We start from the raw sequence: 22,479 nt of genomic DNA, 5'->3' as shown, positions 1-22,479 counted from the left end.
CATCGATGAGCATCCCGAACGTTGTTCCCGACCTCCTGAGCGAAACCGCCGAGCGCCATGGCGCGCGCCTCGCGCTGGCGAGCGACGACGAGCTGATGACCTTCGCCGAGCTCGAGCTCCGCGCCAATCGCTTCGCGCGTTCGCTGATGCGCCACGGGATCGGGCGTGGCGAGCGCGTCGCGCTGTGGCTGCCGCGCTCGGCCGAGGCGGTGGTCGCGCTGTGGGGCGCGATGAAGGCGGGCGCCGCGTACGTTCCGATCGATCCCGCGGCACCACCCGCGCGCGCGGCGGCGGTCGCGCGCGACTGCGAGGTCGCCGCAGTGGTCACCCTGGCGGCGCGCGCGGAAGAGCTGGAAGCGGCTTTTGGCGATAATGCGCCGATTCGTGCCGCGTGGTTCGCGGAGAGCGACGGCGGCGGGCGCCAGCGCTTCGCCGGGCGTCCCGCGATCGCGTGGCGCGAGCTCGACGCCGAGCCCGCCGCGCGCCCCGCCCAGGCCGTGGATCCCGAAGACCTCGCGCAGATCCTGTACACGTCGGGCTCGACCGGCGCGCCCAAGGGCGTGATGGTCCCGCATCGCAGCCTGCTCGCCTACGTGCGATGGATCAGCGACACCTTCGCCCTCTCGCTCGAAGACCGGGTGCCCGGATGCAGTCCGCTGCACTTCGGCATCTCGAGCTTCGAGCAGTTCTCGACCGTCCATGCGGGCGCGACGGTCTATCCGGTCGCGCCGCGTACCGCGGCCTTTCCAGCGGCGATCGCGCGGACCTGGAGCGCGCAGCGCCTGACCGTGTGGTACGCGGTGCCGAGCCTGCTCACGATGCTGGTCACGCGGGGCGAGCTTGCCGGATGCGACCTTTCGCCGTTGCGCCTGGTGATCTTCACCGGCGAGGTCTTCGCGGCCAAGCATCTGCGCGAGCTGATGCGCCGCGCGCCGCATGCGCGCTTCGTCTCGCTCTACGGGCGGACCGAAACCAAGATCTGCGCGTGGCATGAGTTCGGCAAGCCGCCCGCGGACGACGAACGCCCGCCGCTCGGCCGGCCCTGCGCGGAATCAATTGCGCTGGTGCTCGACGAGAGAGGCCGGCCGGTCGGCGACGGTCAGACCGGCGAGCTGTGGCTGGGCGGCCCGTCGCTGATGCGCGGGTACTGGAAGCTGCCCGCGCAGACCGCCGAATCAATGCGCACCATCGAAGTCGCGCCGGGCCGGCGGACGCTGATTTGCCGCACCGGCGACCTTGTGCGATGGGGCCCCGACGGTGTGCTCGAGTTTGTCGGCCGCCGAGACCACCAGATCAAGCTGCGCGGCTACCGCGTCGAGCTGGGCGAGGTCGAGTCCGCGCTCGGCCGCCACGATGCCGTCGAGCAGGCCGTCGCGCTCGTGGTTGCGGGCGGCGACGGCAGGCAACGGCTCGCGGCGGCGGTCGCGTTGCGCTCGGGCGCGGCGGCCGACGAGGCGGCGCTCAAGCGGCACTGCGCGGCGCTCCTGCCCTCGTACATGATCCCGGAGGTGATTGAATTCCACTCCCGCCTACCGCTCAACAGCAACGGCAAGATCGATCGGAGTGCGCTGATGGAGTCGGCGGCGACGCGAATGAAGGCAACCCGATGAAGCGCGGCCCGCTGGAAAGCGCGATTCGCAGCTTCCTCGTTGGGCAGATCTTCAACGGGTCGGACGTAGCCGAGCTCGGCGCCGACGATTTGCTGCTCGGGCGCAAAGCGTACGACTCGATCGCGATCGCGCGCACAGTGGCCTTCTGTGAGGCCACTTTCGACGTCGCGATTCCAGACGACCAGGTGCTGCCCGAGCATTTCGAGAGCGTGCGCGCGATCGCGCGTCTGGTCGAGCGTCTGCGCCGCCGCTGACCTCCCTCGTAGGGCCGTTCGCCGTCGTCGCAACGCCTGTATCATCGCTTGAGAGCGCGCGCCCGGCTCTGGCAAGATCGGCCCTGCCGCTCGCAGCGCGCCGGGCTGCGGCGCGCGCGGTGCCGAGGTGGCGAAACGGCAGACGCAGAGGACTCAAAATCCTCCGTGGGCAACCACATGCGGGTTCAAGTCCCGCCCTCGGCACCAAGAATTCCTGACTGGAATGAAGGTCTTGGGGCTTGTTGCGGGGATGCGCGAAGGAGTTGCCCGTCACCGGCCGCGATGCCGCGATAAACCCTCGATCAGCCTGAATAACCGGGGCTAGTCGGGGCGACGATGCATTGCGGAGCGCGGGGTGGTGCGCATGGGCTCTCGACGCCGGCGGCCGCACCGGTTGTCCACTCACCAGACCAGCGGGATCAGCCGGTAGCGGACGCGTTCGGCGTAGGCGGCGTAGCCTTGCAGCTCGCGCCGCAGCAGGCGCTCCTCGATCAGCGTCCGCACCACCAGCACGGCGCTCGGCACCGCGGCGAGGACTACGCCCGCGTACGACTCCAGCCACAGCGCCATCCCCACGAACAGCGGAATCGCGCCCGCGTACATCGGATGCCGCACCACGCCATAGATGCCGCTGTCGATCACCGTCTGATGCCGTTCGGGCTGATGGCGCACGACCGCGATCGCGAACGGATTCTCCCGCATCGCGAGCGCCTCGAGCCACCATCCGACGAACACCAGCACCAGCCCCAGCGATGAGACGAGCGGGCCCGGCCGGCCGAGTAACCGAAAGCGAAAGACATCGAGCGGGATGAAGACGAGCCATCCGACGAACGCCACAAGCAGAATCGGCATCAGGATTTTGTCCGCCCGCGGTTGCCCCGCTTGGAATGGCAGCCTCAGCCGCTCGTTGAGCAGGTCCGTTCTGTCGCGCAGAACCCAGCCGAGCGTCGCCGCGGCGCATCCGAAGAACACGCCCAGCAGCAGCCACGCGCGCCACCATCGAAGCGTGCCCGCGGGACCGAACAGCAGGCCGGCGAAGACGGCGAACTCGATGATTACGGCGAGGGCGAGCTTAAGGCCGAGCATCGGTTTCCCCCTCGCGGCGGACGCTGCCGCACGCGCCTGACGGGCCGCCCGCCGCGCTGGAAAGAGGGGCGGGGCTGGGCTAAAAGAGAATCGACGCCGCGGCCCGAGATGGCACGACCGGCCATACCCGGCGCGCGACGGCCGCAAATCTCATACAACGGCGTCATCGCGCAGGAGGATGTCATGCATATAGGCTACGGAGTCGCCTTCCAAAATCCCAACAACGCCCGCTCCGACGCCGAGGTTTACCATTACGAGGTGCGGATGGCCGAGATGGCCGAGCCGCTCGGCTTCGACTCGGTGTGGTCGGTCGAGCATCACTTCGACGACTACACGATGTGTCCGGACGTGCTGCAGTTTCTGACCTACATGGCCGGGCGCACCAAAACCGCCAAGCTCGGCTCGATGGTCGTGGTCCTGCCGTGGCACGATCCGATCCGGGTCGCCGAACAGATCTCGGTGCTCGACCATCTCTCCAACGGCCGCTTCATCCTCGGCCTCGGCCGCGGCCTGGCGCGGATCGAGTACGAGGGCTTCCGCCTCGACCAGAACGAGGGGCGCGCGCTGTTCGTCGAGTACGCCGAGCTGATCCTCAACGCGCTCGAGAAAGGCTACATGGAGGGCGGGCGCCACACCAATCAGCCGCGGCGCGAAATCCGCCCCTTGCCCGCGCGCTCGTTCCGCGGCCGCACCTACGCGGCGGCGGTGTCGCCGGAGTCGATGCCGATCATGGCGCGTCTGGGCGCCGGGATCCTGATCATCCCGCAGAAGCCGTGGGACGCGGTGAAAAAGGACTTCGAGGTTTACCACAACGTCTGGCGCGAGGTTAACGGCGGCACCGAACCGCCGCGTCCGCTGTGCGGCGGCTTCTTCTTCGTGGACAAGGATCGCCGGCGCGCCGAGGAGCTCGGGATGAAGTACATCACCGACTACTACTACACGGCGATGAAGCATTACGAGATGACCTCGGAGCGGTTCGGCCAGCACAAGAGTTACGAGTTCTACAGCGGCATCGGCAAGTACATCGCGCGCCACGGGATGGAGGGCGCGGCCAAGAGCTTCGCCAGCCTGATGCCGTTCGGCACGCCCGAGCAGGTGCTCGAGAAGCTCGCCTACATGCGCGAGGTGGTGGACATGAACGGCATCATGGCCAACCTCAGCTACGCCGGGATGCCGTTCGACGAGGCCGAACGCAACATGAAGTGCTTCGCCGAGTACGTGATGCCCGAGCTCAAGAAATGGAAGACCGCGCCGCTGCCGGAGCCCGCGCCGCTGGCCCTCGCCAGCTCGAGCGCCCAAGCGGCCTGAGCGCGCGGCGCAAACGTCCTGACTTCGAAGGGGGCGGCCCGCCAGGGTCCCGCCCCCTTCGATTTTTCCGCGGCGGCTTTTGTCACTGCCGCGCGTCGCTGCTGCGCAAGGATGCGCGATTCGCTCAATAAGCAGACGTCCTGGAAAGACGGCGCGCGGCTTTTCTCGCAAGCCGATCCCGCATCGCCTATAGTGACGCCGCATGTCTGATCAGCTCGACTCGCCGCGCGCATGGGTAACGGTCGCCGCCGGCTTCCTGTCGTGCTTCACGCTGTTCGGCGTCGCCTACAGCTTCGGCGCGTTCTTCAAACCGATGGCGGCGGAGTTCGGCGCCACGCGCGAGGCAACCTCGGCGATCTTCGCGATCACTTCCTGCCTGTACTTTTTGCTGGGGCCGCTGACCGGCTACCTGACCGACCGCTTCGGCCCGCGTCCGGTGGTCGCCACCGGCGCGATCGTGATGGGCACCGGGTTGTTCCTGACCTCGCGAATCCCTGCGCTGTGGTACGCCTATGTCAGCTACGGGCTCGGCGTCGGTATCGGCGTGTCATGCTGCTACGTGCCGCTGCTCGCGGTGGTCGCCGGCTGGTTCTACCGGCGCCGCAACACCGCGCTCGGCGTGGCGGTGTCGGGCATCGGCGCCGGCACGCTTGCGATTCCGCCGGTGTCGGGCGAGCTCATCGAGCATATCGGATGGCGCAACTCGTACGCGGTGCTGGGCGCCGCGACGACCGTGCTGCTGATGGTGTGCGCGGCGCTGTCGAAACGGCCGCCCGCCGGCCCGCAGCACATCGCGCGCCCGCAAATCAGGCGCTTCATCCGCGAGCCGAACTTCATCGTGCTCTATATCGGTTCGGCGCTGACCAACGTCGCAACGGCGATTCCATTCGTTTTTCTGCCGGTGTACGCGCGCGACCAGGGGCTGAGCGAAGTGGTTGCCGCCTCGCTCATCAGCTTCATCGGGCTGACCAGCATGATCGGGCGCGTCGGATTGGGCACGCTCGCCGATCGGGTCGGACTTATCCGCTTGTACCAGGCGATGGTGCTCGCGCTGGGAATGTCGTACTTGATCTGGCTTGGCGCCGGGCGCACCTACTCGATGATGGTGCTGTTCGCGCTCGCGGTGGGCGGGACCTACGGCGGGTACGTCGCGCTGACGCCGGCGGTGGTCGCTGAGCTATTCGGGATCGGCGGGATGGGAACCGTGCTGGGAACGCTGTACACCAGCAGTGCGCTCACCCAGCTCACCGGGCCGCCGATCGTCGGCGCGATTATCGACTACACTTCGAGCTACCGGCTGGGAATCCTGTTCACGATCGGAACGACGCTCATCGGCCTGCTGATATTACTGGCGCTCAGGCCTCGGGGAGCAGCGACCCGAGCGGAGACCGCAAAGCAGGCGCTGGCCGAGGCCGACTGAGCGCGGCGCAGCGCCTCGCTGCACGCGCGGCGCCGGCGCGCTATGAATCACGGCGATGGTGATAATCCTCACCGGAGTTGCGGGCGCCGGTAAAACGACGGTCGGACGCATCCTGGCCGCGCGGCTCGGATGGGAGTTTCATGACGCCGACGACCTCCACCCCGCGTGCAACAAGGAAAAAATGCGCGCCGGCGTCGCGTTGACCGACGAGGATCGCCGCCCGTGGCTGCGCGCCGTGCATTCGCTGGTCAAGCGATGTCTTGCCGAAGGGCGCAACGCGATCGTCGCGTGCTCGGCGCTCAAACGGGCTTATCGCAATGAGATCGTCGCCGATCCGAGGCGGGTCAGGCTGGTCTTTCTCAAAGTGTCACGCGAACAGCTTGCCGAGCGCCTTGCGCGTCGCACGGGCCACTTCTTTGACCCGCATCTGCTCGCCAGCCAGTTCACCATCCTGGAGGAGCCGGCCGACGCGCTGACGGTGGACGCGACGGCGGCGCCCGAGCGGGTGGCTGATGCGATCCGAACCGGCTTCGGCCTCTAAGCCCGGGGCTTCCGCTTAGCGGCGGGTGAGCTTGTCCACTTCGGCAAGCTCCTCGGCGCTCAGTCTCCACTGCACCGCTCTGACGTTCTCGCTGAGCTGCTCGGGGCTGGTGGCGCCGGCGATCACGCTGGAGACCTGCGGCTGCATCGCCAGCCACGACATCGCGAGCTCGACCAGGGTATGGCCGCACCGGCGCACGAACTCCTCCAGCCGGGCGAGGATAGCGAAATTTCCCTCGGTCAGCGTGCGCGTCGCGATCGCCTGCATCGAGGCCATCCGCGTGCCCTTGGGCGGCTCGGCGCCCTGGCGGTACTTGCCAGTCAGGAAGCCGCTCGCCAGGGGAAAGAACGGCAGGATGCCCACGTTGAAGTGACGGCAGGCCGGGATTAGCTCGCTCTCGATACGGCGCTCGAGCAGGCTGTACTCGTTCTGCGCCGAGATGTAGGCGGGCAGTCCGCGTTCGCGCGAGATCCCGAGCGCCTCGGCGAGCTGCCAGGCGGCGAAGTTGCTGCACCCGATGTAGCGCACCTTGCCCGCATGGACGAGGTCGGCGAGCGCTTCGAGCGTCTCCTCCTGGGGCGTCTCGGAGTCGAACTTGTGGAGCTGGTAGAGGTCGATATAGTCGGTGCCGAGCCGGCGCAGGCTCGCCTCGCACGCCCGCATCACATAGCGGCGGGAGGCGCCGCGCAGGTACGGTCCGTCGCCCATCTCCCAGCCGAACTTGCTCGCGACGACGACCTCGGAGCGCCGGCTGCCCAGCGATCTTCCGAGCAGCTCCTCGGAGCCGCCGCGGTTGCCGTACATGTCGGCGGTGTCGAAAAACGTGACGCCTTCGTCGAGCGCGCGATGGACGATGGCGCGGGTGCGCTCGGCGTCGCAGCGCGCGCCGAAGTTGTTGCATCCCAAACCGACGACCGAAACTTTGAGCCCGGAGTTTCCCAGCGAACGATATTCCACGATGCGGCCCTCTTTCGCGCGGCCGGCGGCGAGTTTTCAACCATGGCCGGCGGCCTGTTCATTGTGCATCGGCATCACCGCGTCCGCCAACGGCTGCGGCGATCGCCGACAACTTCCGTGTGCGTAAGCAACGCCAACCGCAGGTGGAGTTGCGCTTCGCCAAAGCGCAGGCGCGGCGGCGATCGAGACCGCGTTCGTCGCTTGGCAATGCATGCCGTCGCGCATGTATCATGGCAGCCGCGATGAAACCTGTGGACGGCCTGTCGGTAGAGGCAAGCGGCGACACGCGCCCGCAAGCGGGGTTGATCGCACCGGGGCCCGCGCTTGCCGGCGCGCTGCGCGAGCAGATCCGTCGAGCCTACTCGCAGGGATATGTCGAAGGCCACGATGGCCGATGCTATGAAATTTTCCCCGACAGCGTGACTCCCGAACGCGCGGCCTTTCTTGAAGCCGCGGGCGCGGCGGCCGCGCCCGCAGCAACGCTGGAAATCGGGATGGCGTGGGGAATGTCAACGCTGGCGATCCTGAGCGTGCTGGCCGAGGGAAAACGCCACTTCCGGCCCCACGTCGTCATCGATCCCCTTCAGGGCGCCCGCTACCGCAACGCGGCGCTGCTGGCGATCCGGCGCGCGGGAGCGGAACCCGCAATCGAGTTCCGCGCGCAGACCTCGATCGCCGCGCTGTCGGAACTGGTTGGGAGAACCTTCGATTTCGCCTTCGTCGACGGCGGCCATCACTACTCAAATGTCTTCTGCGATCTGTGGCTGCTCCATCCGCTGTTGAAGCCAGGCGCAATCGTCGTGCTTGACGACGTATGGTTCGACGACATCAAGCGCGTATGCGCATTTGCCGAACGACATCTGGGCTACCGGTTTCACAGCGAATACCCCGCGGGCACAGGCGAGCAGCCGTTGCTCCGGGCATACGTGGTCGAGCCGGTGGCGCGCGACCAACAGCGATTTGGCGAGAAGTTCCTCAGGGCGCGCTCGCGCGTGCTGGCGCGGCATCGGCGCTGGCGCTATCGCTACCTTCTGCGGCGGCTGGGACTGATTCGCAAGCCCGAGATGAATCTCAAAGTGGTACCGTGTTCAGACGCCCGCCGAGCTGCGAGCCGCTGAAGCGCGGGCCGCGCTATTCCTCGAAAATGTCCAGCGGCAGGAGCGCCGACACCACGAAGTTCGGCACGTCAACGACCTCGCTCAGGCGCAGGTCGGCCGCCACGCTGCAAATCGCATAGGCCTGTTGCCGCGTCCATCCGCGTTCCATCAGCAGCCCGACCATGTTCATCAGCGCGGCGTGCGCGGCAAGCGTCGCGTTCTCCGACTCGTTGACGCCGTCGCGCACGCACATTCCGGTGGTGGCAACGAAGCGTCGCGGCGCCGCCAGCTCGGGCGGCCCGAAGTAGCTGTCGCGCTCGAAGCGCGGAAAGCGGATTCCGCGGCGCGCGGCCTCGCCCCGGCGCAGCGCGAACTTGACCATGATCGCGGCGCGCATCTCGATCGCCGTGCCGCAGGCCTCGCCGTCGCCCTGAGCGAAATGCGCGTCGCCGACCGAGAACAACGCACCCGGCACGAACACCGGCAGCAAGAGGCGCGCGCCCGCGCTGAGCTGCTTGATGTCGAGATTGCCGCCGTTCTCGCGCGGCGGGATCGTGCGCAGCCCCTGCGAGGCTATCGGCTCGCGCGCGGGCACCGCGCCCGTGCGCTCCGGCGGCAGGACGAAGCCGCCCCGTTCGCGCAACGCCTCCTCCCGCCGCAGCATCGCGCGGCGCAACTCCTCGGACGGCGCCACGCCGATCGTCCCCATGAAGGAGCCGTCGGGGATACGTACGCCGGGCAGGTCGTCGGAGGTCGCCCATCCTTCGGCGATCTTCCACTTGACGACGTAAGGATCGGGAAACTCGTCGCGCAGGAAGCCGAAGCCCGGAATCTGCACCGTGAAGCCGAAGGCGGCGGGCCTGACTTCGACGATCTCGACTTCGAGCAGATCGCCCGGCTGCGCGCCCTTGACGTACACCGGGCCGGTCAGCGGATGGACCACATTCATATCGAGCCGCAGCAGATCCTCGGCCTTGCTGGCTGCCGTGACCTGGCCGTCGAGGGCGTCACGGGTTTCCAGTTCGACCTCCTCGCCCGGCTCGGCTTCGAGGGCGGGCGCGATCGCGTGATGCCAGCGGTTGTGGTTCTTGGCGGGCTCGTCGGCGCAGCGCAGGCCGTAGTCAAGGTTGATGCTCTTCATCGCCCAATGTCGCCTCCTGCGCGCCAACCGTAGCATTTGGCGGCGCGATTCCAAGAGCGAAAAGGCGAGTTTGGCTCCGAAGGGAGCAATCGGCCGTCCGGCGTATCAGCGCTCGCCTAAGCAAATCAGGGCAGTGGGCTGGCATCTTAAGTGCATTGCTGATGACTCGAGAAACCACCCCCCTATCCCTGACGAGGCCTCCGCCATGATCGACACCTCCGAAAGCAACAGTCCGAGTTCCGAAGTGGTCGACGCCGAGCGGGCGACGCGCAGGCGGCTGGACCGCGCGCTGGCGCGGCTGGCGGCGCTCAAGCCGAAAGACCTTGTGCATCCGCCGCGCTCCACACAGAGCTTCCGCGGCGGCCTGCCCTACTTCGAGCGCACGCTGGAGTTATTCCATCAACTGGCCGGGCAGGACCTGCGCCAGATCCCGTCGGAGTACCTCAAGATTGTCGCCGACGACGCCGAGCAGGCGCTCAATCAGTTCGAGGAGATCCTCAATTTCTCGGGCGAGAATGCTGCGAACCCGGGCGAGATCCGCGGCCGAATGATTACCGAGGTCCGCGACGCCTACCGCCCGATGTACGAGGACATCGCGCTCATCGTCAAAGCGCTGCCCGGGCAACTGGAACACATCCCGCGCGCAAGGACGGGCGCGCTGCTGGTCGTCGGGCTGGCAGTGTTGATCCTTGCGACGGCGGCGTTCGCCTTCGAGTATTCGTTGTACTCGGTATTCGTCGACAAGGTGGCGGGAGCGCTGGGCGGCCTTTAGACGCGCGCGCCCTTTGGCGGGATCGTAATACCCGTTGGAAAAGCCGACCCACATCAGGGTACCTGGGTGTGATCCCGATAATCCTGCGGCAGATAGACCTAGGGCATGAAATGCATAAAGTAGAATTTGAGCTCCGATGCGGACACCATTTTCCGCTCCTTTCCGGCGCTCAGACCCGCTCGATGATTGAGGCGATCCCCTGCCCCACCCCGATGCACATCGTGCACAGCGCATAGCGCGCCTTGCGGTTTACCAGTTCATGGACCGCGGTCAGCACCAGCCGCGCGCCGCTCATGCCCAGCGGATGGCCGAGCGCAATCGCACCGCCGTTGGGGTTGACGTGCTCGGCGTCGTCGGCCAGGCCGAGCTGGCGCAGAACGGCCAGCGACTGCGCCGCGAACGCCTCGTTGAGCTCGATCACTTCGATGTCGCGCAGCTCGAGCCCGGCCCGCGCGAGCGCCTTGCGCGAGGCCGGAGCGGGCCCGACACCCATGATCCGCGGCGGCACCCCGGCGGTCGCCGCAGCCACCACGCGTGCCCGCGGCGTAAGTCCGTATTCCTTCACCGCCGCTTCCGAAGCCACAATCATCGCGCACGCGCCGTCGTTGACACCCGACGCGTTGCCGGCCGTCACCGAGCTTTTCGGACCGAACAGCGCGGGCAGCCTGGCCAGCGCTTCGAGGGTGGCATCGGAGCGCGGATGCTCGTCCACGCTCACCGTGACCATCGCGCGCCGCTGCGCGACCTTGACCGGCACGATCTCCTCGGCAAAGCGGCCCGCCGCCTGTGCCCGCTTGGCCCGCATCTGGCTACGCCAGGCGAAGGCGTCCTGATCGGCGCGCGCGATCTCGAACTCGGCGGCCACGTTGTCCGAGGTCTCCGGCATCGAATCCACGCCGTAAAGCTGTTTCATCGCCGGATTGATGAAGCGCCATCCGATCGTTGTGTCATAGATTTCGGCCGTGCGCGCGAAAGCCGCCGCCGCCTTGGGCATAACGAATGGCGCGCGCGACATGCTCTCGACGCCCCCGGCTATCATCAGGTCGGCCTCGCCGACCCGGATCGCGCGCGCCGCCGCGACCACCGCCTCCATCCCCGAGCCGCACAGCCGGTTGACGGTCGCGCCGCTGACCTCCACCGGCAAGCCGGCCAGCAGTGCAGCCATCCGCGCGACGTTGCGATTGTCTTCGCCGGCCTGGTTGGCGCAGCCGAGGATCACGTCGTCAACGCGCTTCCAGTCGATCGCGGGATTGCGCTCAATCAGGGTCCGAATCGGAATCGCCGCAAGATCGTCGGTGCGCACGCCGGACAGCGCTCCCGCGTAGCGTCCGATCGGCGTCCGCACGCCGTCGCAGATGAAAGCTTCCGCCATCATTTCTCCTCCGAGACCAGGCGCCCTAGGCACTTCTCATTCGCCGCCTGACCGGCCTCCGGCGCGCGCGGGCGGCGCCTGCGCGGGCCCGGCGCGGACGCGCGCGCGGCTCGCCTGTAACCGGCGCGAGCGCGAAATCAAATTCGAGCGCGTCCGGCCCGGCACCATTTGCGCCGGCCCCGCGGCTCTTGCGATAGCCGACGGTGAGCGACTGCTTCGCTCCGAATACCGCATCGGAATCAATGTAGGAATCGCCGGCGATATACAGTGCGGTAATCAGTTGTCGATACCCGTCGGCGCTGATGATGAAGTGGATATGGGCCGGACGGTACGGATGGCGTCCCTGCGCGCGCAGCAGCACGCCCACCGGACCGTCGTCGGGCACTGGATAGCTCCGCGGCTTGACCGAACGGAATTCGTAGCGGCCTTGCGCGTCGGTCCGGAACCTGCCGCGCAGATTCATGTCCGGCTGGCTGGGGTCCTGGATGTCGTACTTGCCGCTCGGGGCGGCCTGCCATACGTCAACCGTCGCGCCCGCAAGCGCGCGGCCGCGCGGATCGGTCACCCGGCCGCGCACGATGATGGACTCGCCAGGAGTGTCGCCCGCGATGCTCGCCCCCAGCGGCCTTTCCGGAGCGCCTTCACGGTAGAACGGCCCGAGCAGGCTGGAGTCGGTGGCGCGCGCCGCCTCGCGCGTGTGCGTGACCAGATCGACCATCGCGCTGATGCCGAGCGTATCGGAGAGCAGGATGAATTCCTGGCGCCGGTCGTCGGTGATACGGCCAACCGCGGTCAGGAAGTCGATCCCGGCCTTCCATTCCTGCGGGTTCAATTCGACTTCGCGCACGAAACCGTGGGCGTGGCGGATGAGCGCGGACATTATCTCTTTCATCCGCGCATCCGGCGCGTGGCGCAGGCGCGCAAGCGCCGCCGCGGTGAGATTGCTTTGGGTGAGGGTTTTCATGAGAACCTTTGCGCTCCGAATTGGCGCTCGAGGCGATCCAATCCCCGCCGCCTTCCCGGAAGGAGCCGGCGGTTTGATCGAAAAATGTCTCAAGCGTTCGCGAGCAGGGAATTGACTGCGCCCTCGACGATCGTGCCCTTGAAGAAATCGGGGTTCACCGCGGTTTTCGCGCGTACGGCATTGGCGAAGACGAAATCGCGAAAATCGTCCTCGCTGAGCAGTTCGCGCTCGACCAGCTCCCAGGCCTCGGCGGCGGCGTCGCACATATTGGGCAGGTCCCAGTGGCCGAGGTCGGAACTGTAGATCGCGTTGAGCCGCGCGCCGAAGGCGTTCTTTTTGGTATCGAAGGCGAGCGCGGTCATGCGGTCGTCGCCCTCGCATCCGAAGTAGAACTTCGGCACGAAGAGCTCGCGAATGTCCTCCTTGCGCACGATGCCGGCACGCGCCCACTCGTCGAGATTGGCACGCTCCTCCGGCCCGCCCCACAGCAGATGCGAACGCTCGCGCTCCCATCGCTCGATCCGCTCGCTTCCATAATCGCCGCCGTACTCGCGCAGCAGGCGGCCGATTTCCTCGCGATCGAGGCTTGCCGGATCGACGTTCGCCAGCGCCTCGAGATTGTGCTTCTCCCAGTGGCCGACCAGCTCGCCGAGCAGCGTGCAGGCCCATCCCACGCCGCCTTCGAGAAACGCGAAGCGCAGGTTCGGGAAGCGGCGCGTGACGCCGCCCAAAATCAGCGACTTGCACACGGCCTCGTTGGAAGCCGCGAAATGGCCGATGTGATTGTACATCGAGTTCGACAGCGACGCCCGCATCCCCATCCCGGCGGTCGGCGAATGGAAGCTCGGCGCGACTCTCAGCTCCAGGCACTTCGCCCATACCGGGTCGTAGTCGTAGGCGCTGTCGATGCCGAAGGTGTCGAGCCAGAAGGCCCAGCGGCTCGCTTGCGGATGTTCCTCGGCAAGCGCGGGGATCGGCCGGCGCACGAACGCCGGCATCAGCACGGCCTTGAGCCGGAGCGTCTTGACCACGTGCTCGAGCTCTTCGATCGCCTCCTGCGGCGTATGCATCGGGACGGTCGCGACCGGCGTCATCCGGTCCGCGTATTCGCGAAAGATGTCGGCCTGGAGACTGTTGAACGCGCGGCAGGCCGCGCGGCGCATCTCCTCGTCGCCCAGGTGGAGCGCGAACATTCCTATGCTCGGATAGATGATCGTGAAGTCGAGCCCCATCTGGTCGAGCCGCCGATGGAGCAGGCGAGGCATCGAGGAGGCGGCGCGGTCGAGCGCGTTGCGCGTCGGATGCAGCCACCAGCCGGGCCGCGGCTTGCGCGTGCGCAGGCGCTCCTCGGGGGTGAGAGTGTACCATCCGAAGCGGTACGGCCCGTCCATCGCCTTGAACCGCTCGACCAGCCGCGCCCCGCCGGCCTCTTTGAGATAGTCGAAAAACGCCGGCTCGAACTCGGCGATGTGGCCGTCGGAGTCGATGATCGGATGCTTGAGCCGGGCGCGAATCGCCGCCGATTTTGTCATCCGCGCTTCAGCCGTGCTCATAACTCGCTCTCCAACCCTCCGCCCGCGACGAGCGGATGCGCGCTCAGCGTGCTCCGCCCGCGGCCGCCTGAGCGCCCTCGCCGGCGCGCGGAGCGGCGAGCAGCCGCGCGGCGTCGCGCTCAACCCGCGTGCCCTTGAAAAAGTCCGGGTTGACGCCGCCATGCAGCCTGACCGGATTGGCAAACACCAGCTCGCGGTAGTCGTCCGCGCTGATCAGCCCTTTTTCGACCAGCTCGTAGGCCTCGGCCGCCGCCTCGCGTTGATCGTGGACGTCGAAATGGCCGATGTCGGAACCGAAAACCGCATTGAAGCGACATCCGAACGGATTGCGGAAAGCGAGCACGTTGAGCAGGTCTTCGCCCTCGCATCCGAAGTAGAAGTGCGGGACGAAGCGTTCGCGGAGGTCGTCGGCGGTGCGGATGCCGGCGGGCGCCCATTCGTCGAGGTCCTTGTCGTCCTCGGGCGTGCCCAGCAGCAGATCGGAGGCGTCGCCCTGCCACAGCCGATGCACTCGCTCGGCATAGAGCGGCCCGCCGAGCTTGCGGCAGAGGTCCTCGAACATCGCGCGATCGAGATTGGCCGGATCGAGATCGCGAATCATCCCGACGTTGTGCGTCGCCCACGCCATGTGCAGCCCGCCGTACAGGTGCACCGCCCAAGCGACGCCCGCCTCCTGGAAGGCGAAGTTGAGCCTGGGGAAGCGGCGGGTGACGCCGCCGATCAGCAGCGCCTTGCAGATGACCTCGGCCGAAGCGGCGAAGTGGCCGACGAAGTTGAACATGAAATTGGAGAGCGTCGCGCGGCTGCCGACCCCGACCGTAACGGTGTGGAAGGTGGGGGCGACGCGCAGCTCCTGGCATTTCGCCCACACCGGGTCGTAGTCGTACGCGCTGTCCACGCACAGGTTATCGACCCAGGTCAGGAAGCCGGCCATCTCGGGCGCCTTGCGCGCGAGGGCCGGGATGGGGCGGTTGATAAAAGCGGGAAGCTGGACCGCCTTCATCTTGCGCTCGCCCACTGCGTAGTCGAGCTCGTCGAGCGCCTCCTGCGGCGTATTGGCAGGGATCACCGCGACCGGCGTCAGGCGGTCGGAGAAATCGGCGTAGATGTCGGCGTTGAACTTGTTGAAGGCGCGGCAGGCGGTGAGCCGAATCTCCTGGTCCGAAATGTGCGGCGCGAGCAGGCCGATACTCGGATAAATGATCGCGAAGTCGATTCCAAACTCGTCCATCCGTTCGTAATGGAGCCGCGGAATCGTCGTGGTCGCGTTGTCGAGGGTGTTCTTCTTCGGATGCGCCCACCACAGCGGGCGAAAGGCGAGCGCGCGATGTTCGAGGCGCTGCTGCGGGCTCATCTGATGCCAGGTGTAGCGGAAGCCGCTGTCCGGGATCGCCTTGTAGCGCTCGACCACCCCGGCGCCGCCGACGTCTCTGAGATAGTCGAGGAAAGCGGGCTCGAATTCGGTGCAATGGCCGTCGGCGTCAATCACCGGATGGTTAAGCCGCGCGCGGATCTGCGCCGACCTCGACGGATCGTTGTCGCCTGCGCTCATCTGACTGCTCCCTCTTCGAGGCTCTGTCACGACGCCGCGCGCGCAGCGGCGCCGCCGCGGTTTGCTCTCAGCTTCGCGGCGGGCGGCCCGCAAAGGCGTCGTCGAGCAGCGCGCGCACGCCATCGCGGGTCACCGGCCGTGGGTTGTAGCAGGCATTTTGCACGCCCGGGGCGGCCGCGCGATCGAGCCATTCCTCCTTGATCCCGCTCTCCCGCAGCACGGCGTAGGACTCAACGAGCGCGCGCCTCGCGCCCAGCCGCTCGCTCTCCGCAGGCCGCGATTTGAGGTTGCCCGCGCCGAATCCGACCCGGGCGGGCGGCGTCCCGTGGCAAGAACGCGGCATCACGCGACGCCTCCGGCGTGGGCGCGCCGCGTGCGTTCGTTGAGTTCGCGCAGCGCGGCCAGCTCGGCCGCGGCGGGCGGTTCGGTGCGCGCAAGCTGCGCGCCGATCCTGAGCGGCCATCCGGTCGCCGCGATCGCCTGCTCTGCGCTGACTCCCGGATGAAGACTCGTGAGCGTCAGTTCCCGGGTCTCCGGATCGGGCGTCAGAATTCCGAGGTCAGTGATGACCGCGGTCGGGCCGCGCCCCGGCATCCCCAGGCGCTCGCGGCTTTGGCCGCCGTCGAGGTAGCCGGCCGAGGTGACGAAGTCCAGCTTCTCGACGAAGGCGCGCCTGCTCTGGCGCAGCATGATCAACACCTCGTGCGCGGACGACGCGATTTCGGCGGCCCCCCCCGCACCGGGCAGGCGCACCGTCGGCCGGCGGTAGTCGCCGATCACGGTGGTGTTGATATTGGCGAAGCGGTCGATCTGGGCCGCGCCAAGGAAGCCGACATCGATCCGTCCGCCTTGGAGCCAGAAGGCGAAAATCTCGGCGATCGAGACGACCGTGTCGGCGGTTTCCGCTAACTCGCCGTCGCCGATCGAGAGCGGCAGCACCGTGGGCTTGGCGCCGATTGTGCCCGATTCGTAAACCAGCACGACGTCGGGGGCGTGGGTGAGCCGGGCAAGGTTGGCGGCCGCGCTGGGCAGGCCGATGCCGACGAAGCAGACGGCGCCGTTGCGCAGCATGCGCGCCGCCGCGACCGTCATCATCTCGTCGGCGCTGTAGGGCGCTTCAGGCATTGGCGATCCTGCCGCCGCTCGCCGCCTGCGCGGCGAGGCTTCGGCGGAACTCCGCGAAGTCGGCGGTCGCGAGCACGTGCCGCTCAATCCAGGCGCGGAAGGTTTCGCGCTCGCGCGCGATTTCGTCCCACTGCTGGTAAAACGAGTTGTCGCGCGGATAGTAACCCAGCGCGTACGAGGGAAAGGCGCCCCCACGCACCACGCACACGGCGCCGACCACCCATCCGGGCAGCACTACCGCGTTGGGCGGCGCCGCCAGTTCCGCGACGATCTCCTCCACCGTCACGATCGAACGGCGCGCAGCGAGCACCGCCTCCTTCTGCGCGCCGACGATGCCGCGGATAAGAACATTGCCCTTGCGATCGGCCTGCTGCGCGTGGATCACGGTCACGTCGGGGCGGATCGCAGGCACCGCCGCCAGCCGCTCGCCCGTGAACGGACAGTCGATGAATTTCACGCGCGGGTTGTGCTTCGGCAGATCCGAGCCAAGGTAGCCGCGCAGCACGCCGAAGGGCAGATTGGCGGCGCCGGCGCCGTAGGCCGCCGCCATCCCGGCGTGGCTGTGCTCTTCGAGCTCCAGCGGCCGCGGCCATCCGCGCTCGACCGCGTCGCGAAGGCGATGGAGCGAGCCGACACCCGGGTTGCCGCCCCACGAAAACACCAGCTTGCGCGCGCAGCCCATCCCGATGAGCTGGTCGTAGATCAGGTCGGGCGTCATCCGCACCAGGGTGAGATCGCGCCGCCCCTGCCGGATGAGCTCGTGGCCGGCGGCGCTGGGGATGAGATGGGTGAAGCCCTCCAGCGCGACGGTGTCGCCGTCGCGGACGAACTCGCGGACCGCTTCGCTGAGGCTGGTAATCAGGGCCATCGTCAAACGCCGCTCATGGCGGGGAGCTTGAGGCCGGCGATCGCTCGCCGCGGTTCTTGTTCGCTATACGCACAAAAGTGCATAATGTGAACTTGGCCCCAATTAGCGCGGGCTTCGCCGAGATGTCAAACCCTAATCCCGACGCGATTCTCGTACAATCGCTGGCTCGCGGGCTCGCCGTGATTCGGACCTTCGGGCGCGAGGCGCAGCGCCAGACGCTGAGCGAGGTCGCCGCACGCGCGAGCCTTTCGCGCGCCACCGCGCGCCGCTTTCTGCACACGCTCACCGAGCTCGGATACGCCAGCTTCGACGGCAAGCACTTCGCGCTCACGGCGCGCGTGCTCGATTTGGGTTACGCCTACCTGGCCTCGACGCCGCTGTGGGAAGTCGCCCAGCCGCACATGGAGAAGGTCACCGCCAGGCTGCACGAGTCGTGCTCGGTCTCGGTGCTCGAGGACACCGATATCGTCTATGTCGCGCGCGTGCCGACCGAGCGCATCATGACCGTCACTCTCGGCGTGGGCACCCATCTGCCGGCGTTTGCGACCTCGATGGGCCGGGTGCTGCTGGCGCATCTGCCGGCGGCACAGCTCGACCGCTTTTTCGCGACTGCCAGGCTCGAGCGGCTGACCGAGCGCACGGTGACCGACCCGCGCGAGCTGCGCGCAATCCTCAAGGAGGTCGCACAGCGCGGCTGGGCGCTGGTCGACCAGGAGCTGGAGTTGGGCGTGCGCTCGGTGGCGGCGCCGATCCGCGACGGCGGCGGACGCGTGATCGCAGCGATGAACGCCAGCGGGCATGCCGCGCGCGTGACGGTCGCGCAGATGAAGCGCGAGTTTGTTCCGGTGCTGCTCGAAGCCGTGCACAACGTCTCCGCGACGCTTGCGATGCGCCGCCACTAGCCCCCGGCCGCGCCGCTCAGCGCGGATAATAGGGCGGAATCTTCGCCTCCACGTTGACCCACACCGACTTGGGCGTGGTGTACTCCTCGATCGACTCGATCCCGAGGTCGCGCCCGTAGCCCGAACTGCGCACGCCGCCGAAGGGCGATCCCGGGTTGGCCCGCTTGTAGCAGTTGATCCACACCATGCCGCTGACCATCCTACGGGCCACGCGATGCGCGCGGGCGAGGTCGCGCGTCCACAGCCCGCCGCCCAGTCCGTAAACCGTGCCGTTGGCAATCGCCATCACCTCGTCTTCGTCCCTGAAGGTCGTCACCGTGACGAACGGGCCGAAGACTTCCTCCTGGCAGACGCGATCGCGCGGGCGCGCGCGCACCACGGTCGGCAGCACGTAGCAGCCGCGCGCGAGCTCGGGATCGGCGGGCGGCTTGCCGCCGAGCAGGAATTCGCCGCCCTCCTCGCGCGCAACCTTGCAATAGCCGAGCACGCGGTCGCGATGCATCGTCGAGGTCAGCGGTCCCATCTCGGTCTTCGGATCGAGCGGATTGCCGAGCCGGATCGAGGCCGCCAGCTTGAGGAAGCGCTCGAGGAACTCGTCGGCGATGCGCTCGTGCACGAGCAGCCGCGAGCCTGCGATGCAGGCCTGGCCCTGGTTGTGAAAAATCGCGAACGCGCTGCCGTTGAGCGCGGCGTCCAAATCGGCGTCGTCGAACACGATATTGGCGCCCTTGCCGCCGAGTTCGAGCTGCACGCGCTTGAGGTTGCCCGACGACGCCTGCACGATCCTGCGCCCGGTCGCGGTTGAGCCGGTAAACGCGATCTTCTGCACTCCCGGATGTTCGGCGAGATACTGGCCGGCGACGTTGCCGTAGCCGGGCAGGACGTTGGCCACGCCCGGCGGAAACCCGACCTCGCGCATCAGCTCGGCGATCTTGAGCGAGCTCAGCGGCGTCAGCTCGGCCGGCTTCATTACCACGCAGTTGCCCGCCGCCAGCGCCGGCCCCATCTTCCAACTGGTGAACATGATCGGAAAGTTCCATGGCACGACCTGGCCGACCACGCCGAGCGGCTCGCGCTCGACGTAATTGAGAAAGCCGCTCTCCACCGGCACCAGGCGGCCCTGGAGCTTGTCCGCCATCCCGCCGAAGTAGCGGAAGGTCGCCGCGGTGCGCGGCACGTCGAGTCCGCGCGTGTCGCGGATCGGATGGCCGGTATCGATCGATTCGATGTGCGCGAGCTCGTCGGCGCGGGCCTCGATGGCGTCCGCGAGCCTGAGCAACAACCGCCCGCGATCGGCCGCCGCGGTGTCGCGCCACGCGGGAAACGCCCCGGTCGCCGCGGTGACCGCCTTGTCGATATCGGCCTCGCGCGCCTCGGCCACGGCGGTGATTTTGGAGTTGTCATGCGGGTTGAGCACGTCGATGGTGCCGCCGGCTTCGGCGTCAACGAACTCGCCCCCGATGAACAACCTGGTCTGCAACTGCATCGTGCGCTCCGCAACTTGGAAAGGCGGATGCCGCCGGGCGCGTGACGCGCCCGGCGGCACCGCGATTGCCCGCTCCTCAGCGGCGGTCTGGCCGCCGCCGCACTCACGTCCCCGGCCTAGCGCATGATTTGCGAGAGGCCGTTTACACTGAAGTACCGGTTGATGTTCGTCATGTCGGCGCCGTTGACGTTCTGGCACTGTTCATTGGCGTACATCGGCAGGGTGACGAACGTCATGTGCTCGTTCTGCACGTCGAAGATGTCGCCCCATCCGTAATTGGTCCAGATCCTGCCGACGTTGGGCACATCAATAATTGCCTGCGGGTCATAATCGATCTTCCACAGCTTCATGTTTGCATCGTACAGGTCGGCCCACATCGCTTGCATCACGTCCTTGTCCACGTACAGGATGCGGCTGCCGTAGCAATAGCCGGCGGCGAGGCCCGGGATCCGGCGCACGTCGATCATGTAGCTGTTGCGCACCTGCCACTTGGCCAGTGACGGTTTGGAGAACCAGATGCCCTGATAGAAGTTGTTTGTGTTGGTCGGAACCTGCGCGTCGAAGGCGTTGTACTCGACCGATTCCAGGATCTTCTGATCGCGGATGAACTTGGCGTCGAACTGGGTGATGTTGCCGTTGAAGGCGCCGTGGCGCGTATCGTCATAGGTAAAGTCGGAGCCGAAGGCCGGGCTGCAACGCGCGCTGGTCGACAGACGCAGAGTGCGGCGCAGCGCGGGGACGAACAGATAGGTGTCTATATTCTGTCTCAAATCGCGGGGCCAGATCGACAAAATCGCGGTGTACTTGGCCTGCTCCGGCGTTATCTCCTCCGCGTATTGGATGAAGTCGGCATTCGGCGCGCGATTCTCATAGATCGGCTGACCGGGATCCGAGATGTGCGCCATTCTGCGCTCGGCGAAGATGATGGTGTTGTTGCTGACGTTGGCGAAGCGGTCCTGAAACCACTGTGCGATACTCGGTCCGCACAGCTCGTACGGCTGATAGGCAAACCAGTCATTGACCAGGACCTTCCATCCCTTCTGCGGCTCCTGCGGATTCGGGAAAGGACAGCCCGCGGTGTAGTTTTCGAGGGTATGGCCACCGTTGGGCAAATTGACTATTCGCACCTGACTCGCGTACTTCTCGGTATTCTCGATATACTGCTTGGAACCCAGTGGGTAGGTCTTGGTCGGCTCGATCACTATCTCGAAGTCGCTCGGAAACTTCCAGTGATAGGTGCCCGCGAACAGCGCCTGCATCCCGTTCGTCATATATTGTGTGTACTGCCGCCAGTTGGACATGTTGATCACGGTTCCGGGCGGGACCGGACTCTGCGGATCGGCGGCGTCGGTCGCCGGCGGCGCGGCCGCCATCAGCAGCAGAACCAGTGCCACGAGAGCCGTTCCACGCTGAGTTGACATTGGCCTTCCTCCCTGTCGGGCGAGTCCTTGTGCTCACGCACCACCGGGCATCCTGGCTAGAAATCCACCGGATTCGGCTTCAGCTTTTTCTTTGCGTACAGTTCGGGCAACTCGGGATTGTTGTTTTCCCATACCAGCAGGATCGAGCGTTTGGGCGAGTAGCCCTGGTGGCGGATGTCCGCCGGCATTGCGGCGACGTCGCCCGCTTTCATCACCACCCGCGCGCGCGGCTCGCCGCTGTCGCGGTCGGTCACGTCCCAGTGGATTTCGTCGCTCAGCTGGACGAACCACTCCACCCGGTCGTTGCCGTGGATCACCGGCAGCATGTACTCCTCGGTGGTCGCGCAGATCAGGCTGTCCTGGACCGCCGAGCACACCGACGGGTTCCACGTCACGTCCGAGCGCGAGACGTAGCCGAAGAAATTGAAGGCGTGGACTTCGCTTTCGAAGCCGGGCTCGGCATGGATCTCCGGCTGGTCCTGCGGTACATCGCCGAGTTGGCGGTTGGGGGGGAAGCCGTTCTGGTCGGTCCGCAGCGGGATGTCATCCTTCATCCCCACCATCCGCTTCGCGGTCAGGCGTTTGCGCGAGATCGCAGTGCGGTTGCTGCCGCGCTTGGGACCGAACGCGCTGCCGGTTTCCTCGGGGGCGGCGAAGGGATCGAAGCCCTCGTTGGTCCAGTCGTCGAGCATCGCCTCGAAGACCGCTTTGGCCTGGTCGCTGTTGAAGTTCTCGACGTGATGCTTGTTACTTTTGCGGTAGCCCGGATTATACAGCCCGGCAAACACATCGACGCTGCCGTAGTGATTGGTGGTGCCGAAGACCTGGTCGAAATTGACGGTCCCGTAAAAGAAGCTCCAGGCGAGATCGCGGATCAACGCGCGCAGGAACCCATCCACCGGCATCGCATGGCTGCCGCCGGGCCACGTGACATGCGCGAAATACTCGTCGCGCTCGAACCTGAAACCGCCCAGATTGAAACTGCGATAGCCGAAATCGTTGACCGCCTGTTGCATCTCAGCCATTGCTCAATCCTCCGCCGATTGGCAA

General features: G+C 66.9%; 21 protein-coding genes and 1 tRNA gene. 9 read left to right on the top strand and 13 right to left on the bottom strand.

Annotation, left to right across the window (positions count from 1 at the left end):
* Positions 1-5: 5 nt before the first annotated feature.
* From VFB33_11850 to VFB33_11840, 3 genes are all read left to right on the top strand, one after another.
* Positions 6-1,610 (top strand): amino acid adenylation domain-containing protein, encoded by a 1,605-nt coding sequence (locus tag VFB33_11850; protein ID HZO82376.1) that lies wholly within the window; start codon positions 6-8, stop codon positions 1,608-1,610.
* Complete coding sequence (locus VFB33_11845; protein HZO82375.1) at positions 1,607-1,864, top strand: acyl carrier protein; 258 nt, start codon at positions 1,607-1,609, stop codon at positions 1,862-1,864. Before VFB33_11850 ends, VFB33_11845 begins: the two co-directional genes overlap by 4 nt.
* A 121-nt stretch (positions 1,865-1,985) precedes the next feature.
* A tRNA-Leu gene (locus VFB33_11840) sits at positions 1,986-2,071 on the top strand.
* 195 nt (positions 2,072-2,266) lie between these two features.
* On the opposite strand, the gene VFB33_11835 is transcribed toward VFB33_11840, so the two are convergent.
* A complete protein-coding gene (locus VFB33_11835; protein ID HZO82374.1) occupies positions 2,267-2,950 on the bottom strand; it encodes an isoprenylcysteine carboxylmethyltransferase family protein in 684 nt (227 codons plus the stop codon).
* Positions 2,951-3,133: 183 nt separating this feature from the next.
* Here VFB33_11835 and VFB33_11830 point away from each other — a divergent pair, with 183 nt between their 5' ends.
* The 3 genes from VFB33_11830 (at position 3,134) to VFB33_11820 (ending at position 6,219) form a co-directional block, all read left to right on the top strand.
* Complete coding sequence (locus VFB33_11830) at positions 3,134-4,258, top strand: LLM class flavin-dependent oxidoreductase (protein ID HZO82373.1); 1,125 nt, start codon at positions 3,134-3,136, stop codon at positions 4,256-4,258.
* Positions 4,259-4,460: 202 nt separating this feature from the next.
* Positions 4,461-5,678: an MCT family MFS transporter gene (locus VFB33_11825; GenBank protein HZO82372.1), complete on the top strand. Its 1,218-nt coding sequence runs from the start codon at positions 4,461-4,463 to the stop codon at positions 5,676-5,678.
* 55 nt (positions 5,679-5,733) lie between these two features.
* Positions 5,734-6,219 carry a gluconokinase, GntK/IdnK-type gene (locus VFB33_11820; protein HZO82371.1) on the top strand — a complete coding sequence of 162 codons (486 nt, stop codon included), beginning with the start codon at positions 5,734-5,736 and terminating at the stop codon, positions 6,217-6,219.
* A gap of 15 nt (positions 6,220-6,234) precedes the next feature.
* Here the strand turns inward: VFB33_11820 and VFB33_11815 are convergent, their stop codons facing one another.
* Positions 6,235-7,176: an aldo/keto reductase gene (locus tag VFB33_11815; GenBank protein HZO82370.1), complete on the bottom strand. Its 942-nt coding sequence runs from the start codon at positions 7,174-7,176 to the stop codon at positions 6,235-6,237.
* A 242-nt stretch (positions 7,177-7,418) separates the two neighbouring features.
* Here VFB33_11815 and VFB33_11810 point away from each other — a divergent pair, with 242 nt between their 5' ends.
* Positions 7,419-8,294 (top strand): class I SAM-dependent methyltransferase, encoded by an 876-nt coding sequence (locus tag VFB33_11810; protein ID HZO82369.1) that lies wholly within the window; start codon positions 7,419-7,421, stop codon positions 8,292-8,294.
* A 13-nt stretch (positions 8,295-8,307) separates the two neighbouring features.
* Here the strand turns inward: VFB33_11810 and VFB33_11805 are convergent, their stop codons facing one another.
* Positions 8,308-9,414 carry an acetamidase/formamidase family protein gene (locus tag VFB33_11805; protein HZO82368.1) on the bottom strand — a complete coding sequence of 369 codons (1,107 nt, stop codon included), beginning with the start codon at positions 9,412-9,414 and terminating at the stop codon, positions 8,308-8,310.
* A gap of 205 nt (positions 9,415-9,619) precedes the next feature.
* Here VFB33_11805 and VFB33_11800 point away from each other — a divergent pair, with 205 nt between their 5' ends.
* A complete protein-coding gene (locus VFB33_11800; protein HZO82367.1) occupies positions 9,620-10,186 on the top strand; it encodes a hypothetical protein in 567 nt (188 codons plus the stop codon).
* Positions 10,187-10,355: 169 nt separating this feature from the next.
* On the opposite strand, the gene pcaF is transcribed toward VFB33_11800, so the two are convergent.
* The 7 genes from pcaF to VFB33_11765 all read right to left on the bottom strand — a co-directional run bounded on the left by pcaF (position 10,356) and on the right by VFB33_11765 (position 17,620).
* A complete protein-coding gene (gene pcaF, locus VFB33_11795; GenBank protein ID HZO82366.1) occupies positions 10,356-11,558 on the bottom strand; it encodes a 3-oxoadipyl-CoA thiolase in 1,203 nt (400 codons plus the stop codon).
* A 25-nt stretch (positions 11,559-11,583) separates the two neighbouring features.
* Positions 11,584-12,522: a dioxygenase gene (locus VFB33_11790; protein ID HZO82365.1), complete on the bottom strand. Its 939-nt coding sequence runs from the start codon at positions 12,520-12,522 to the stop codon at positions 11,584-11,586.
* A gap of 89 nt (positions 12,523-12,611) precedes the next feature.
* On the bottom strand, positions 12,612-14,075 hold the full coding sequence (locus VFB33_11785) for an amidohydrolase family protein (GenBank protein ID HZO82364.1): 1,464 nt from the start codon (positions 14,073-14,075) through the stop codon (positions 12,612-12,614).
* A gap of 43 nt (positions 14,076-14,118) precedes the next feature.
* On the bottom strand, positions 14,119-15,627 hold the full coding sequence (locus VFB33_11780) for an amidohydrolase family protein (protein ID HZO82363.1): 1,509 nt from the start codon (positions 15,625-15,627) through the stop codon (positions 14,119-14,121).
* A gap of 67 nt (positions 15,628-15,694) precedes the next feature.
* A complete protein-coding gene (locus VFB33_11775; protein HZO82362.1) occupies positions 15,695-15,970 on the bottom strand; it encodes a hypothetical protein in 276 nt (91 codons plus the stop codon).
* On the bottom strand, positions 15,970-16,752 hold the full coding sequence (locus VFB33_11770; protein ID HZO82361.1) for a CoA-transferase: 783 nt from the start codon (positions 16,750-16,752) through the stop codon (positions 15,970-15,972). The genes VFB33_11775 and VFB33_11770 overlap by 1 nt, the downstream gene beginning before the upstream one ends.
* Complete coding sequence (locus tag VFB33_11765; protein ID HZO82360.1) at positions 16,745-17,620, bottom strand: CoA-transferase; 876 nt, start codon at positions 17,618-17,620, stop codon at positions 16,745-16,747. The genes VFB33_11770 and VFB33_11765 overlap by 8 nt, the downstream gene beginning before the upstream one ends.
* An 86-nt stretch (positions 17,621-17,706) precedes the next feature.
* Between VFB33_11765 and VFB33_11760 the strand changes: the two genes are divergently transcribed.
* Positions 17,707-18,522 (top strand): IclR family transcriptional regulator C-terminal domain-containing protein, encoded by an 816-nt coding sequence (locus tag VFB33_11760; GenBank protein HZO82359.1) that lies wholly within the window; start codon positions 17,707-17,709, stop codon positions 18,520-18,522.
* Between the two features lie 16 nt (positions 18,523-18,538).
* Here VFB33_11760 and VFB33_11755 read toward each other — a convergent pair whose 3' ends face one another.
* The 3 genes from VFB33_11755 to VFB33_11745 form a co-directional block, all read right to left on the bottom strand.
* Positions 18,539-20,008: an aldehyde dehydrogenase family protein gene (locus VFB33_11755; protein HZO82358.1), complete on the bottom strand. Its 1,470-nt coding sequence runs from the start codon at positions 20,006-20,008 to the stop codon at positions 18,539-18,541.
* A 116-nt stretch (positions 20,009-20,124) separates the two neighbouring features.
* Entirely contained in the window at positions 20,125-21,402 is a 1,278-nt protein-coding gene (locus VFB33_11750) for a DUF1329 domain-containing protein (protein HZO82357.1), read from the bottom strand.
* An 83-nt stretch (positions 21,403-21,485) separates the two neighbouring features.
* Positions 21,486-22,454, bottom strand: coding sequence for a hypothetical protein (locus VFB33_11745; protein ID HZO82356.1), 969 nt, complete (start codon positions 22,452-22,454; stop codon positions 21,486-21,488).
* Positions 22,455-22,479 lie beyond the last annotated feature (25 nt).

It is taken from the genome of Candidatus Binataceae bacterium (genome assembly GCA_035650475.1).
In the GTDB taxonomy this organism is placed as follows: Bacteria; Desulfobacterota; Binatia; order Binatales; family Binataceae; genus JAKAVN01.
This window is presented reverse-complemented; position numbering and strand designations above follow the sequence as displayed.